This is a genomic window from Mycobacteroides chelonae, assembly GCF_016767715.1.
GTDB lineage: Bacteria > Actinomycetota > Actinomycetes > Mycobacteriales > Mycobacteriaceae > Mycobacterium > Mycobacterium gwanakae.
The window spans coordinates 1,126,857-1,142,273 of record NZ_CP050145.1; the positions used below are offsets into that span (position 1 = coordinate 1,126,857).

Here is a 15,417-nt window from a genome sequence, read left to right on the forward strand (position 1 = left end):
CGGGCCTGTTGGTGCGGCGGGCTGGAGCGAGAGCGACGAGGGGATTTAGTCTTGCGTGATGGGGAACTTGCTGCTGGCGGCGACACCGCTGGGGGAGCCCGGGGATGCCTCGCCCCGATTGCGTGAGGCGCTGGCCAAGACCGCGGTGGTGGCCGCCGAGGACACTCGTCGGGTCCGGGCGCTCGCCAAATCGCTGGATGTGCAGATCAGCGGCCAGATCATCAGTTTCTACGACCAGAACGAAGCCAGCCGCATCGAGCCGCTGCTGGCCGATCTGGAGGCCGGGTACGACGTGCTGGTGGTCACCGACGCGGGGATGCCCTCGATCAGCGATCCGGGGTATCGCTTGGTCGCCGCATGCGTGAAACAGGGGATACCGATCAAATGCCTACCCGGGCCGTCGGCGGTGACGACGGCATTGGCCGTTTCGGGGCTCCCGGTCGACCGTTTCTGTTTCGAGGGGTTCGCGCCGCGCAAGCAGGGGGCGCGGCGGCGTTGGCTTGCCGAGCTTTCGGCGGAGCCCCGCACCTGTGTGTTCTTCGAGTCGCCGCGCAGGCTGGCCGAGACTCTGTCCGATGCGGTGGAGGTGCTGGGCCCCGAACGCCGTGCGGCGGTATGTCGCGAGCTGACCAAGACCCATGAAGAAGTGTTGCGGGGCACCCTGCGTGAGTTGGCCGTCTGGGCCGAGGGCGAGGTGCTGGGGGAGATCACGGTGGTGCTCGACGGTGGTCGCCCCGCCGTCCCCGAAATCGACACCCTGGTGACCAGGGTGGAGGAGCTGATGGACGACGGCATGGGGTTGCGTGAGTCGTGCGCGATGGCCATCGGGGAGTCCGGCGCGACGCTGTCCAGGCGCGACCTTTACGACGCGGTGGTCAAAGCGCGGGCTTGAGCCCGGGTGTGAGCAATGCGGTCGCGGTGAGCTCGACCGTGGCGGCGGCCTTGTGCAGACACTCCTGCCATTCGGCTTCGATATCGGAGTCTGCGGTGATACCGCCCCCGACGCCGAGTACGGCGGATCCGTCGGGTGCGATTTCCACGGTGCGAATCGCGACGTTGAGTTCCAGGCCGGCCACCGGCGACAGCATGCCGACGGTGCCGCAGTACACCCCGCGGTTATCCGATTCCCATTGGCGCAGTAGTTGGCGGGCACGGGTTTTCGGTGTTCCGGTCACCGAGGCGGGCGGGAATGCGGCCGCCAGCAGATCTGCTGCAGTGGCCTCCGTAGGTATCTGCGCGGCGACGGTGGACACCAGATGCCACACACCGGGTGCCGGGTGGACGGCGAGAAGTTCGGGAACGGTGACAGTGCCGGTGATCGCGATGCGCCCGAGGTCATTGCGAACCAAGTCGGTGATCATGATGTTCTCGGCGACGTCCTTCACCGAGTTCAATAACGCGGCGGGGTCCTCGGTCGCCGCGAGGGTGCCCTTGATAGGGCTGGAACGCACATCAGATCCTTTGCGTTGCAAGAACAATTCGGGTGACAGCGCGGCCACGGCACCCCAGGCGCCCGACACGAAGGCGGCTCGGGCCGGCGCGGTCTGGGTGATCGCATCGGCGAAGAAGTCCACCGGATCTCCCGTCAATGCCCCGCGGAATTGCGTACACACGCAGGCCTGGTACACCTCCCCGGCTGCGATGGCCTCCAGGCAGCGGCCGACGGCGGTGCGATGGCGCTCGCGATCGGGAGCCGTCCACTCGATGGACCACACCTCGGGATCGCGGGGATGGGTGAGCCCCTGGACTATCCACGCAGGGCATTCTTCGTCGAGAAGGCTTTCATACCACCAGCATTCGTCATTATCCAGGCGCAATACCGCATCACTCCAGCCTCCGGCCGAAGCGGGGAGCCGTGGGGCCCGGGCGTCTGCGGTCAGGTCCGGATATGCCCGATAGCCGATCCAACCGCCTCCCACCGCGCCCGGCGGAGCGGTGTTCACATGAGAAGTATTGCCACTGAACGCCTGTCGCGGCAGCACTGCACGGGCGGCGAGGGACGGGGCGATGATCGCCCGTGAGTCGAACCAGCATCCGGTCAATGCGGCAGGTGCCGGGCGTCCCGTCTCGCGCGCGGCGACGGCAAGGGATCGCAGCACGGCTGGCGGTGCGCCGAGATCGCCGAGCTGCTGGACGCGCATGGGTCTAGTTTCGCAGACCCTTCACCAGGATCGCGCGGGTGTACAGCAGTGAGAAGCCCTGACGCTGGGTGTTCTGCTGAGATTTCGATCCGGGCTGCGTGGTGACCACGGCCAGATCCGCAGCGGCACTTGCGGCTTCATGAAGCCGGGTGGTCAGCAGTGCTGACTGGATACCGCGCCGGCGATGTGGCGCGGCGGTCGCCGCGCCGTTGAGCTGGGCCACCCCGTCGAGGATGCGCATGCTTGCGCCGCCCGCCGCAACGCCTTGCCGCAGGGCGATGTAGCGCCGCACACCCTCCGTCGTCGACAGTGCATCGATCGCACGGGAGAGCACCTCGCGGGGAAACGATTCGTGGGAGGGCACGCCCTGGTCATCGGGGACCGCGAACCCCTCGACGATGACGTCGAGCCAGCTGGCCAGCTCATCGACCCCGCTGTGGCGCACCGTGATGTCATCCGGGAGCACCGGCGCGGGGATATCGCGCAGCGTCAGGCCCAGCACGTCCTCGAACGACACCAGCAGGTAACCGCGCCGGGTCAGCAGCTCGCCGATCGCCGGATCGGCCAGGCTCGAGACCTCGGCCTGCACCGGGGTGTCGCGGTCGGCGAACATCTGCTCGACGGCCTCAAGCTCGGATGCGGTGGGCACGCCACCCCACCCGAGTCCGGCGATTTTGTTCATCGGTGAATCGGGTCCGGCATAGGACGCGACGCCCCCGGCCAGCGGTATCACGACACCGTCGTCACATCGCGCGGTTCCCGCGGCAATCGTGTCGGCTTCGGCGCGCTCAATGCGCGCGGCGGTATCGATGTCACAGAACACGCCGGTGATTGTGTCTGACAACCCGCCGGGGCCGCCACCGGTTATCTGCTGATGTGGCGCGCTGTTTCGGCGGTGGCCAGCTTGTCGGGATTGCGGATCGCGAAAACGTGCGCCACCTTGCCGTCCGTGATCGATACCGCCAGCACGGCGTCGAGGCGGCCTTCGCTGTAGATCAGCAGCGCGGGCGTGCTGTTGTACGTGCTCAGTTCCATGCGCACGTCGGGGAATGACGCGGCCGCCCGCGAAAGCCCGATGGCGACGCGCGCCACTCTGTCGGCCCCGTACACCGGCCGCCGCGCGGCACTGACCTTCCCGCCGCCGTCCGATGTCCACACCGCGTCGGGGGCGAGTATTTCCACCAGTGCGTCGACATCGCCGCCCGCGGCGGCCAGCAGGAACTTGGTGGTCAGTTCCTCGGTCTGCTGATCAGTAGGGGTGAACCGGCGCCGGCGCGACTGCACATGCTCGCGGGCGCGGTGCGCCATCTGGCGTACCGCGGACTCCGATTTGCATACCGTGGAGGCGATTTCGGCGTAGTCGAAGCCGAAGACCTCCCGCATGACAAACACGGCACGCTCATCCGGCGCCAGCGTTTCCAGCACCACCAGCATGGCCATGGACACCGACTCGGCCAGAACCACGTCGGTCGAGGCGTCGTGGGTGCTGCCGTCGAAGGTCACCCGCACCGGCTCCGGCAGCCATGGTCCCACGTACTCCTCGCGCCGACGGCTGTTGGCCCGCAAGGTGTTCAGTGATTGGCGGCTGACGATCTGTGCCAGATAGGCCTTGGTGTCGGTGACCGTGTTCAGGTCCACCTGCGCCCACCGGAGATAGCTCTCCTGCAGTACGTCGTCGGCTTCCGTTGCGGAACCCAGCATTTCGTACGCGATGGTGAACAGCAGCGGGCGCAGGTGGGTGAACAGCTCGGCATGGGCGGAGTCGGACACCGCTAGGCCTGCACCTTGAGGGCCTCGGCGCGCTTGCCGCCCTGGGGCCAGAAGTACCACGTGGGGTGTTTTGCGGCAGTTGCCAGGATGGAAAGCGTTCCGTTGCACACCATTTCCTTGATGGCGGCGCCTGCGCGCCCGCCCACATACAGCTTGCGGGGGGTGTCGTCGGTGTGGCCCAACTGGATGACGGCAGCGTTGCGCCCGATGCTGACATTCTGTCCGGTGAAGATTTGGCTCCGTGCCTCCGGCTGCAGACCATCGACCAGCGCCAACACCGTCTTGACGGCGCGGGCAGCCAGTGGTCCGGCGGCCTGGCAGCTCATCCGAAGCGGCACACCTGAGGGGCTGGCGGCGTCCCCGGCCGCGATGACGCGCGGGTTGTCCACGCTGACCAGTGCCTCGTCGGTGAGCAGCCTGCCCAGGGCATCTGTGCTCAGGCCGCTGTCGGAGGCCAGCTGTGGCACCCCGAATCCCGCGGTCCACACCGTGAGCGCGGTCGGCAGCACGCGTCCGTCGGACAGCGTCACCGAATCCTCGTCCACCCGCACCACCGTGGCGGGCACCAGCACCTCGACGCCCAGCTTGTCCAGTCGCTTGGCGGCCGCGCGGCGGGCCGGATCGCCGAGGGACGGCAACAGTTGTGTGCCGCAGATCAGCGTCACGCGGCGACCGACCTCGGCCAGTTCTCCGGCCAGCTCGACGCCGGTCAGCCCCGCGCCGACGACCACGATCGGCGCGTCCGACGCCAGCCTCTCGTACCGGGCCCGTACCTGCTGGGCGTGTTCGAACTCGTTGATGGACAACGCATGTTCTGCCACACCGGGGATGTCGGGGGTTGTGGTGGTACTTCCGACGGCGTAGACGAGGTAGTCGTACGGCAGCACCGTGCCGGAGGCGAGCTCCAGCTTCTGGGCACCGGCGTCGATATGGGTGACCTTGTCGACCACGAGGCGGATGGCCGGGTTGAGCAGGGTGGCGTAGTCGGCGGTCGCGGTGCTGCTTCCGGCGACCAGCTGATGCAGCCGGATTCGTTCGACGAAGTGCGGTCGGGGGTTGACGAGGGTCACGGTCAGGTTCTTGTTGGCGAGCAATTGGTTGGCCGCCAGGGTTCCCGCGTAGCCTCCGCCGATCACGATCACTCGGGTGTTCTCGGTCATTTCGGTGACTTCCTTTCAGTCGCTGATGCCCTTAAGACACCGGCGCGACGAAATCTGTGACAGACCGTGACCGGGATCACTTTCGCGACCTACTTGGGCACCTGATACTTCGGGAACACACCGGTCGGTGCGGGCAGGCTCACACCGGGCTTGAGCCGCGTCCCGATCGCGGAGAAGTCCCGCTGATCTTCGGACTGGCCCAACAGATCCAGCAGTTTGGCCGCGGACTCGGGCATCACCGGCTGCACCAGTAGCGCGACGATCCGCACCACCTCCAACGTGGTGTACAGCACGGTGCCGAACCGCAGCTGATCCTCGGCGCTGTCACTTTTGCCCAGCACCCAGGGCTCCTGCGCCGAGAAGTACCGGTTGCTCGCGCCCAGCACCTGCCAGATCGCCTCCAGCGCGAGATGCATCGCCGGCACCTCGAAATGGGTGCGGGCTTGTTCCAGCAGGCTGTCCGCGGCGCTGAGTAGTTCCAGATCCTCGGGTGCGAAGTCGCCCGGTTCGGGCACGATGCCGTCGAGATTCTTGGCGACCATGGACAGCGATCGCTGTGCCAGGTTGCCCAGTTCGTTGGCCAGGTCGGCGTTGACCCGCCCGATCAGGCCGTCCTCGGTGTAGCTGCCGTCCTGGCCGAAGGGAACCTCGCGCAGTAGGAAGTAGCGCACCTGGTCCAGCCCGAAGGTGTCGATGAGGTTGATCGGGTCGACCACATTGCCGATCGACTTACTCATCTTCTCGCCCTTGTTGGTCAGGAAGCCGTGCGCGAAAACCCGCTTGGGCAGTTCGATTCCGGCCGACATCAGAAATGCCGGCCAGTACACGGTGTGGAACCGGCTGATGTCCTTGCCGATCATGTGCAGATCGGCGGGCCAGTACCGCGTGAACGAGTCCGACGAGGTGTCGGGGAAGCCCACTCCCGTCAGATAGTTGGTGAGGGCGTCCACCCACACGTACATGACGTGTTCGGGGTGGTCGGGCACCGGCACACCCCAGTCGAACGTGGTGCGGGAGATGGACAGATCGCGCAGACCACCGGAGACGAAGCTGACGATCTCGTTGCGCCGCACTGCCGGGCCGATGAACTCCGGATGGGCCTCGTAATGCGCCAGCAGTTTGTCCTGGTAGTTCGACAGCCTGAAGAAGTAGGAATGTTCCTCGGTCCAGTCGACCGGGGTTCCCGTCGCGGTGGCTGTGCGGGTGCCGTCGGGGGCCACGGTGGTTTCGGCGTCGGTGTAATACGCCTCGTCACGCACCGAGTACCAGCCCGAGTAGGTGTCCAGATAGATGTCGCCGTTGTCGGCCATCCGGCGCCAGATCGCCTTCGACGCCTCGTAGTGATCGGGGTCGGTGGTTCGGATGAACCGATCGAAGGAGATGTTGAGCTTGCGCTGCAACGCCTCGAACACGTCGGAGTTGCGCCGGGCCAGTTCCGCCGTCGGGATTCCGGCTGCCGCGGCCGTCTGCGCCACCTTCAAGCCGTGTTCGTCCGTACCGGTGAGGTAACGCACGTCGAAGCCGTCCAGCCGCTTGAAGCGGGCGACCGAGTCGGTCGCGACGTACTCGTACGCATGGCCGATGTGCGGCTCACCGTTGGGGTACGCGATGGCGGTGGTGATGTAGAACGGATCCAATGATTCAGGCATGGTCTGAGCAACTTTATAGACTGGTGTTCTGATGACGCCCGGCAATAAGAGGCAAGCCCCGCCCAACCCCGAGCCGCTCGCGCCCCTCATCGATGCGCACACCCATCTGGATGCATGCGGCGCCGTCACGGACCAGGACGTGCGTGCCATCGTCGATCGCGCGGAGTCCGTAGGTGTGGGACGTGTGGTGACAGTGGCCGATGACCTTGAGTCGGCGCGGTGGGCGGTGTCGGCCGCCGCGAGTGATCCGCGGGTGTACGCCGCCGTGGCGCTGCATCCCACCCGTGCCGGTGATCTCACCGACGGTGCGCGTGCGGAGTTGGAAAATCTGGCCGCACATCCCCGCGTCGTGGCCATCGGGGAGACCGGTTTGGATCTGTATTGGCCGGGCCGATTGGAGGGCTGCGCGGAGCCCTCGGTTCAACGCGAAGCATTTGCTTGGCATATCGAACTGGCTAAGCGGACGGGCAAGGCGCTGATGATTCACAACCGCGATGCCGACGCCGAAGTGCTCGATGTGCTGAAGTCGGAGGGCGCGCCAGCCACGGTTATCTTCCACTGCTTCTCATCGGATGCTGAGATGGCGAAGAGATGCGTCGCTGAGGGCTGGATCTTGAGCTTGTCAGGGACGGTGAGTTTCAAGAACGCGCATGCGCTTAGGGAGGCCGCCGCGCTCATTCCCGACGAACAACTGCTGGTAGAGACCGATGCCCCCTACCTGACCCCCCATCCGTATCGGGGTGCACCGAATGAGTCGTACTGTCTGCCGTACACCGTCCGGGCCCTCGCCGAGATAACCGGGCAACGCCCGGAGCGATTAGCGGCCGCGTCCACGGCGACGGCAGTAAGGGTGTTCAAGATGGTTGATGAGTTGCCTCGGCGCGATGCTTTCGTTACCGTGTCGTGATCAGATTGCCGGGTGGTGTCACCGTTGACTACCGGTATCGAGGCACCGAAACGAACGCAGGAATCTCCTACTCGTGAATGCACTGACGAAGCTCAACGCAACGCGATCGCCCTTGCTGCGCGCCCTTGTGGCCGCCCTGCTGGTGGTGATCGGCGCGGGCGGTGGCTACGCCATCGCTGCGCACAAGACCCTGACGCTCAACGTCGACGGGAACGCCATGACGGTCACGACCGTCAAGTCACAGGTGTCCGAGGTCCTGGCCGACTACGGATACGCGCTGACGGATCGTGACGATGTCGCTCCCGCCAAGCACGACGCGGTGCGCGACGGCGACACCATCGTGCTCAAGCGCTCGCGCCCGCTGGACATCTCCGTGGACGGGCAGGGCACCCAGCAGGTCTGGACCACCGCCAACACGGTGAACGACGCGCTGTCTCAGCTGTCCATGACCGACACCGCCCCGACCGCCGCCACACGTGGCAGCCGTCTCCCGTTGGAGGGCATGTCACTGGCGGTGGTCAGTGCCAAGACCGTGCGCCTGAACGACGGCGGCGCGATCAGCACCCCGCGTATCGCCGCGCCCACCGTGGGAACGCTCCTGGAGGCCATCGGTAACCCGCTGCAGCAGTTCGACACCGTCGATCCCGCGCCGAGCACTCCCGTGACCGCCGATATGCCGATCACTGTGACGCGTATCCGCGTCAGCAAGGTGACCGAACAGGCACCGCTGGCGCCGACTCCTCAGAAGATCGAAGACGCCGACATGAACATGAGCCGCTCGGTCGTCGAAGACCCGGGCGCTCCCGGTACTCAGGACATCGTGTACTCGGTGCTGACGGTCAATGGCCGCGAAACCGGGCGGATGCCGGTGTCCAACAACGTGCTGACCCCCGCCCGCGACTCGGTGCTGCGGGTTGGCGCCAAGCCGGGCACCGAGGTGCCCGCGGTGACTCGTGGCTCGGCGTGGGACGCATTGGCTTCCTGTGAGGCCGGTGGCAACTGGGCGATCAACACGGGCAACGGCTTCTACGGCGGCGTGCAGTTCGATTACGGGACCTGGCTGGCCCATGGCGGCGCCAAGTACGCACCGCGTGCCGACCTGGCGACGCGTGAGGAACAGATCGCCATCGCCGAGAAGACGCTGGCTGTGCAGGGTTGGGGCGCTTGGCCGGTATGCAGCGCGAGGGTCGGTGCCCGCTGACCATCAGGCTGCTCGGCCGCACCGAGATCCGACAACTGGCCAAGGATCTCGATTTCCGACCGACGAAGACGCTGGGCCAGAACTTCGTTCACGACGCCAACACCATTCGCCGGATTGTGTCGGCATCGGGTGTCGGTAAGGGTGATCACGTCATCGAGGTGGGGCCCGGCCTGGGCTCACTGACGCTGGGGCTGCTGGACAAGGGCTGCGCGGTGACCGCCGTCGAGGTGGATCCGGTGTTGGCTCGACGCCTTCCGGCCACCGTCAAGGAGCACTCGCACAGCGAGTTCAACCGGTTCTCGGTGATTCACCAAGACGTACTGAAGCTCACCCCCGCCGATATCACCGGGGATCCGCCGACGGCCATGGTGGCGAACCTGCCCTACAACGTCGCGGTCCCGGCACTGCTGCGGATTCTGACCGAATTCGAGTCGGTGAAGACCATTTTGGTGATGGTCCAGTCCGAGGTGGCCGATCGGCTGACGGCGGAGCCGGGTTCGCGGATCTACGGTGTGCCGAGTGTGAAGGTGCGCTACTTCGGCAAGGTGAAGCGTCTCGGTACGGTGTCTCCCGCGGTGTTCTGGCCGATTCCGCGGGTGTACTCGGGTCTGGTGCGCATCGACCGCCATCCTGATGCGATCTGGCCCTCCGACGCCGGGTTCCGTAAGGAGCTCTTCGACCTCATCGACATCTCATTCGCCCAGCGCCGCAAGACCTCTCGTAACGCATTCGCGGAGTGGGCGGGCTCGGGTGACGAGTCGGCACGCCGGCTGCTGGCTGCCAGTATCGATCCGGCGCGTCGCGGCGAGACGCTGGATGTCGCCGATTTCGCCCGGCTGCTGGAGCGTTCGGCGATCGTCTAGGTTCTACTTGTCTCCGAGGTTGGGCGGATCGTCCATCATCGGAGTCTCCGCGATCACCGGGTATTGCCCGGTGTAGCCCACGCGCTCGCGGGCCAGCTGCATGACGCGTTCCTTGGATAGGTACCAGCCGATGATGAGCAGCGGCGTGAAGATACCCAGAGCCACCAGGTTCCAATAGTTTTCGTAACACATGAGCACCAGCACCACCAGCAGGAAAATGAGTGTGGCGTACCCGGTGTAGGGAGCGCCGGGCATCTGGAACTTGCCGCGTTGCAAGATGCCCCGTTGCGTCCATTGGTACAGCCGCAGCTGACAGATGACGATGGTGGCCCACGAGGCGATGATTCCGAGTGCTGCCACATCTAGCGCGGTCTCGAACGCCTTGGCCGGGATGACCATGTTCATGAAGACGCCGACGACGGTGAAGCACGCGGTCAGTGCGATGCCTGCGAAAGGGACGCCGTTGGATGACATGCGGGACAAGAGTTGCGGTGCACTGCCATTCATCGACATGGAACGCAAGATGCGGCCGGTGCTGTACAGGCCCGCGTTCAGGCTCGACAGCGCGGCAGTGAGCACCACGAAGTTCATGATGTCGCCGGCGTAGGGCAGACCCACCCGGGAGAAGAACGTCACGAATGGGCTCTCGCCCTCCTTGTAGAGGGTGTAGGGCAGCAGCAATGCCAGCAGAATCAATGAGCCGACGTAGAAGACGGCGATACGAATCACCACGGCGTTGATGGCCTTCGGCATGACCTTCTCGGGGTTTTCCGTCTCACCCGCTGCGGTGCCCACCAATTCCACTGAGGCGTAGGCAAAGACCACACCGGAGGTGACCACCACCAGGGCCAATAGTCCGGTAGGGAAGAGTCCACCGTTGTCGGCGAGTATCGAGGGCCCGGTGGCTGCACCTTCGACGGTGAATCGTCCCGCCAAGAACACGATGCCGACGATCAAGAAGGCTACGAGTGCAACGACTTTGATGAGTGCGGCCCAGAACTCCATCTCGCCGAACAGCTTGACGCTGATCATGTTCATGGTGAGCACGATGACCAGGGCGATCAGTGCGATGGTCCACTGCGGAATGGCCTTGAATGATCCCCAGTAGTGCATGTACAGGGCGATCGCGGTGACATCCACAATCGAGGTGGCTGCCCAGTTGACGAAGTACATCCAGCCGGCGACGTAAGCGGCTTTCTCCCCGAGGAATTCGCGCGCGTATGACACGAAGGACCCCGATGACGGGCGGTGCAGCACCAGCTCGCCGAGGGCGCGCAGCATGAAGAAGACGAAGATGCCGCAGACCGCGTAGACGAGCCACAGGCTTGGCCCGGCCTCATGCAGTCGTTTTCCGGCGCCCATGAACAGGCCGGTGCCGATGGCACCGCCGATCCCGATCATCTGGACTTGGCGGTTCTTCAGGCCTTTGTGATATCCCTCGTCCTCGCGAGTGAGGGCGGACGTATCGTAATTAGCTGGAGATGCCATGGGGCGACGGTACCGGGGATTAGGTCATCGCGTGTGTCAAAAGTGTTATGAACTCCGTACATGTCGGATAGCGGCTTAACGGATCTTTGGCCATGGCCTTGGCGACGATCGAATCGAACGCTCGGGGGATGTCCTTATGGCGGTATGAGATCGGCCACGGAGTGGCGTTCAGGTGCAGGTCAGCGAGTCTCATCGCCGTGCGCGCGGTGAAGGGGGGTTTGCCGTCGAACAGTTCGACCGCGGTGCAGGCCAACGCATACTGGTCGGTGGCCGCCGTGACGGGTTGCCCGCGCAGCACCTCGGGTGCCGCGTAGGGCAGCGACGTCTGCACCACGGGCCTGCGCGGCCCGGAGGCGAGAGCAAGTTCCTGGGCGATACCGAAATCGGTGAGCACGGCGCCGCCCGAGCGCCGGCGCATGATGTTGGACGGCTTCACATCGCAATGCACCACCTGGGCGTCGTGGATATAGTCCAGCGCTCCGGCGATCTGTTGAAGGGTAGTTAGCTTGATGGGCATGATCCAGCTTTGATCTGTGCCCACCAAGTCTTTCGCCGAGCCGCCGGTGAGTGCTTCCATGGCCAGCCAATCGTCACCACGTTCGTAGACCGTGATGATGCGCGGGTGCGAAAATCTTTGGGCTAAATCAAATTCCCGGTGTAACCGGTCGATACTCTCGGGGTTTCGATGCCGTGGATCCAGCACCTTCAGGGCGACGTCCGGACCGTCATCGCGGTGCGCCAGGAAGACCTGTGCCGTACCGCCACGGCCCGCCACAGCGTCGATGACGTAGCCATGGAATTCGCCACCCGGTACCGGCATGCACCGAGGGTGTCACGAGTAGCCCAGCGTGGTGGCGGATTTCGTCCTACTACGCGTGTCTGGGGAACTCTGTGGTCACCGGATCTGGTCCCGCACCGACCGGCGCTGGGGGAGGCGGTACCGAACTTGCCGGCTGAGGTGTTCTGGGCGGCGGCAATGGCCGGGTGCGCACATTCAGCGGCCACCAGAACCAGCGGCCCAGCAGGGTCGCGATGGCTGGTGTCATGAACGACCGCACCACCAGGGTGTCGAAGAGCAGACCCAGACCGATGGTGGTACCCACCTGGCCGATGATCGTCAGATCGCTGATGGCCATGGCCATCATGGTGAAGGCGAACACCAGGCCCGCGGATGTCACCACGCTGCCGGTGCCACCCATTGCCCGGATCATGCCCGTCTTCAACCCGCCCGGTAGTTCTTCCTTGAGCCGGGACACCAGCAGCAGGTTGTAGTCGGATCCCACGGCGAGCAGCACGATGATCGCCATTTGCATGACCATCCAGTGCAATTCCTGCCCCAGGATGTACTGCCAGATGATGACCGACAAGCCGAATGACGCGCCCAGAGACAGCAACACGGTGCCGACGATCACCAGCGAGGCCACGAAGCTTCGGGTGATGAGCAGCATGATCAGGAAGATCAGGCACAGCGCGGAGATGCCGGCGATCATCAGGTCGTATCGGGCGCCGTCGGACATGTCCTTGAATGTCGCTGCGGTGCCGCCCAATTCGATCTTGGCATCCTCAAGGGGAGTGCCCTTGACGGCTTCGATCGCGGCCAGCTTGATGGGCTCGATATGTGAAAGTCCTTCGGGCGATGTGGGATCACCGCGATGCGAGATGATCATGCGCAGCGTCTTGCCGTCGGGGGACAGGAACATCTTGAGGCCGCGCTTGAAGTCGGGGTTGTCGAAGATCTCCGGCGGCAGGTAGAAGGAGTCGTCGTTCTTGGCCTTGTCGAAGGCCTTGCCCATGGCGGTCGAGTCCTTGCTCATCTCGTCCATCTGGTTGTACATGCCGCCCATGGTGCTGTACATCGTCAACATCATGTTTTGCATGGATTCCATGAGCGGGATCATGTCCCGCATATCGGCAACCATCTGGGGCATGATGACGTCCATCTTCTCCATCGAGAGGACCATGCCGTCCATGTTCTCGGTGAGCTCATCGATCTTGTCGAGCACCTCGAAGATCGATCGGAACGCCTGGCAGACCGGGATATCGAAGCAGTGCTTCTCCCAATAGAAATAGTTCTTGATGGGGCGGAAGAAGTCGTCGAAGTTCTCGAGGCTGTCCCGCATGTCGTGGATGGTGCCCTGCAGGGTGTGCATCTCGACGATCATCTGGTGCATCACGCCGGTGAGCTCGGTCATGTTGGCCAGCATCTTTTTCATGGTGTTCACCATGAGGCCCATTTGGTCGGCCTGGACCTTCATATCGGCCATCCGGTCCTTCATCAGCTTCATGTTCTGAACCTGGCCGACGCCCTGGGCGCTGATGAGGAAGGGGATGGAGCTGTGTTCGATCGGGGTGCCTTGAGGACGGGTAATCGCTTGCACGCGTGCGATACCCGGAACCTTGTAGACAGCCTTGGCCAGCTTGTCGATCACCAGGAAGTCCGCGGAGTTCCGCATATCGTGATCTGACTCCAGCACCAGCATTTCCGGGTTCATCCGGGCCGGGTCGAAGTGCCGGTCGGCGGCCTGGAAGCCCTGGTTCGCGGGGATGTCCTTGGGGATGTACTTCTTGTCGTCGTAGCTGGTCTGGTAGCCGGGAAGCGCGGCCAGTCCGATGATCGCGATCGCCATCGATGCGGCCAGGATCGGGCCCGGCCAGCGGGTGATCGCGGCACCGATACGGCGCCAGGTGCGAATTCGCATGGCGCGCTTGGGCTCGAACAGGCCGAAGCGGCTTCCAATGGTGATCAGCGACGGTCCCAGGGTGAGGGCGACGGCCACGGCCGTCAGAACCGCGACGGCGCAGGGCACGCCCAGGGTCTGGAAGTAGGGCATGCGGGTGAAGCTCAGGCAGTACATGGCGCCGGCGATCGTCGATCCCGTGCCCAAGATGACATGTGCTGTGCCATGGAACATGTCGTAGTACGAGGCTTCGCTATCCAGCCCCTTGACCCGGGCTTCCTGATATCGCCCGATGAGGAAGATGGCGTAGTCGGTTCCCGCCGCGATGACCAGCACCACAAGGAGGTTCACCGCGAAGGTGGACAGTCCGATGATGTGGTTGTCACCGAGCACCGAGATCACTCCGCGTGCGGCGCCCAGCTGGATGCCCACCATGAGCAGTACCAACAGCACGGTGAAGAACGATCGGTAGAAGAACGCCAGCATCACGATGATGACGATGAAAGTCAGCCCGGTGATCTTGATCATGCTGCTGTCGCCGGCGTGGGCCAAGTCGGTCTGCAGGGCGGCGGGCCCGGTGACGTAGACCTTGAGCCCGTCCGGCATCGGCTTGGGGTTGCCCTGCGCGTCGGTGGTCAGTTTCTTGATGATGTCGCGGACGGACTCGATCGATTCATTCGCGAGCGTCTCGCCCATGTCACCGGCCAGGTTCACCTGTACGTAGGTGGCCTTGCCGTCGGTGCTCTGCGCGCCGGACTCGGTGAGCGGATCGCCCCAGAAGTCCTGAACGTGCTGAACGTGTTTGGTGTCCGCGCGCAGCTGCGTCACCATTTCGTCGTAGAACTTGTGCGCGCCGGGGCCCAGCGGTTGGTCGCCCTCCAGCACGATCATGGCCGCGCTGTTGGAGTCCGACTCCTGGAAGAGCCGTCCCATGTTCTTCATGGCCTTCATCGACGGCGCGTCGTTGGGGCTCAGCGAAACGGTGTTCTCTTGACCGACCTGTTCCAGCTGAGGCGCCGAGAGGGCGAGGATGACGACGACCGCCACCCATGCGATGACGATGGGAACCGACAGGCGCCGAATCCATTTGGCGATGAATGTGGGCTCGCCGTTGGCGTGTGCCCCGCTCATGCGGACTTCACAAAGCAGTAGACGTAGGCGCTCACCTCGTTGGTATACCTCTCGTCTTTTATCTCGCCATTGGCCGTGATGCGGCAGCCCAGTCCGTCAGCATTGCGGGTTTGAGCCAGGATGTTGCCCGTCATCGACGGTGCCGTCGTGACGATCTCAATCGACCACGGTAGCGTCGCCCCGTTGATCTGGTGGGGCTCCCCTTCCTTGTCGATGTAATTGATGTCGGCGATGGTTCCGGGCGGGCCGAAGATGTCGTAGACCACGTGCTTGGGCTTGGAGTTGTTTTTGTCGTCGGTCATGCTGCCGGCGTAGGTGGGCAGCTGATGAGAACCGAAGATGCCGCGAATGCGCCATACCGCAAAACCCGCGATAGCCAGGACAAGCACCATGACCATCGGGATCCACGCCCGCTTCAATGCGCTGAGA

General features: G+C 64.3%; 13 protein-coding genes. 4 read left to right on the forward strand and 9 right to left on the reverse strand.

Annotated elements, in window-relative coordinates; translation table 11 throughout:
• Positions 1-58: 58 nt before the first annotated feature.
• The gene (gene rsmI / locus HBA99_RS05540) at positions 59-892 is read left to right on the forward strand and encodes a 16S rRNA (cytidine(1402)-2'-O)-methyltransferase (protein ID WP_057963779.1); all 834 of its coding nucleotides are present in this window, start codon (positions 59-61) and stop codon (positions 890-892) included.
• Here the strand turns inward: rsmI and HBA99_RS05545 are convergent.
• From HBA99_RS05545 to metG, 5 genes are all read right to left on the reverse strand, one after another.
• On the reverse strand, positions 876-2,141 hold the full coding sequence (locus HBA99_RS05545) for an aminodeoxychorismate synthase component I (protein WP_070951451.1): 1,266 nt from the start codon (positions 2,139-2,141) through the stop codon (positions 876-878). The two genes, rsmI and HBA99_RS05545, sit on opposite strands and share 17 nt — an antisense overlap.
• Positions 2,142-2,145: 4 nt before the next feature.
• A complete protein-coding gene (locus tag HBA99_RS05550; RefSeq protein ID WP_070951450.1) occupies positions 2,146-2,964 on the reverse strand; it encodes a GNAT family N-acetyltransferase in 819 nt (272 codons plus the stop codon).
• A 41-nt stretch (positions 2,965-3,005) separates the two neighbouring features.
• Positions 3,006-3,911 carry an RNA polymerase sigma-70 factor gene (locus tag HBA99_RS05555; protein ID WP_070922712.1) on the reverse strand — a complete coding sequence of 302 codons (906 nt, stop codon included), beginning with the start codon at positions 3,909-3,911 and terminating at the stop codon, positions 3,006-3,008.
• A gap of 2 nt (positions 3,912-3,913) precedes the next feature.
• A complete protein-coding gene (locus HBA99_RS05560; RefSeq protein WP_070951449.1) occupies positions 3,914-5,071 on the reverse strand; it encodes an NAD(P)/FAD-dependent oxidoreductase in 1,158 nt (385 codons plus the stop codon).
• 89 nt (positions 5,072-5,160) lie between these two features.
• Positions 5,161-6,870: a methionine--tRNA ligase gene (metG, locus tag HBA99_RS05565; RefSeq protein WP_338095148.1), complete on the reverse strand. Its 1,710-nt coding sequence runs from the start codon at positions 6,868-6,870 to the stop codon at positions 5,161-5,163.
• On the opposite strand from metG, the gene HBA99_RS05570 reads away from it, so the two are divergent.
• The 3 genes from HBA99_RS05570 (at position 6,752) to rsmA (ending at position 9,691) form a co-directional block, all read left to right on the forward strand.
• On the forward strand, positions 6,752-7,627 hold the full coding sequence (locus HBA99_RS05570) for a TatD family hydrolase (protein WP_057963784.1): 876 nt from the start codon (positions 6,752-6,754) through the stop codon (positions 7,625-7,627). The two genes, metG and HBA99_RS05570, sit on opposite strands and share 119 nt — an antisense overlap.
• 73 nt (positions 7,628-7,700) lie before the next feature.
• A complete protein-coding gene (locus HBA99_RS05575) occupies positions 7,701-8,828 on the forward strand; it encodes a resuscitation-promoting factor (protein ID WP_070922709.1) in 1,128 nt (375 codons plus the stop codon).
• Positions 8,801-9,691, forward strand: coding sequence for a 16S rRNA (adenine(1518)-N(6)/adenine(1519)-N(6))-dimethyltransferase RsmA (gene rsmA, locus HBA99_RS05580; RefSeq protein WP_057968640.1), 891 nt, complete (start codon positions 8,801-8,803; stop codon positions 9,689-9,691). Before HBA99_RS05575 ends, rsmA begins: the two co-directional genes overlap by 28 nt.
• Before the next feature lie 3 nt (positions 9,692-9,694).
• On the opposite strand, the gene HBA99_RS05585 is transcribed toward rsmA, so the two are convergent.
• From HBA99_RS05585 to HBA99_RS05600, 4 genes are read right to left on the reverse strand one after another with little or no spacing between them, the layout of a single operon-like run.
• Positions 9,695-11,179 (reverse strand): amino acid permease, encoded by a 1,485-nt coding sequence (locus HBA99_RS05585; RefSeq protein WP_057963786.1) that lies wholly within the window; start codon positions 11,177-11,179, stop codon positions 9,695-9,697.
• A 19-nt stretch (positions 11,180-11,198) separates the two neighbouring features.
• Positions 11,199-11,999 carry a serine/threonine-protein kinase gene (locus HBA99_RS05590; RefSeq protein ID WP_057963787.1) on the reverse strand — a complete coding sequence of 267 codons (801 nt, stop codon included), beginning with the start codon at positions 11,997-11,999 and terminating at the stop codon, positions 11,199-11,201.
• Positions 12,000-12,048: 49 nt separating this feature from the next.
• Complete coding sequence (locus HBA99_RS05595; RefSeq protein ID WP_057968638.1) at positions 12,049-14,988, reverse strand: MMPL/RND family transporter; 2,940 nt, start codon at positions 14,986-14,988, stop codon at positions 12,049-12,051.
• Entirely contained in the window at positions 14,985-15,407 is a 423-nt protein-coding gene (locus tag HBA99_RS05600; RefSeq protein ID WP_109418628.1) for an MmpS family transport accessory protein, read from the reverse strand. The genes HBA99_RS05595 and HBA99_RS05600 overlap by 4 nt, the downstream gene beginning before the upstream one ends.
• Positions 15,408-15,417 lie beyond the last annotated feature (10 nt).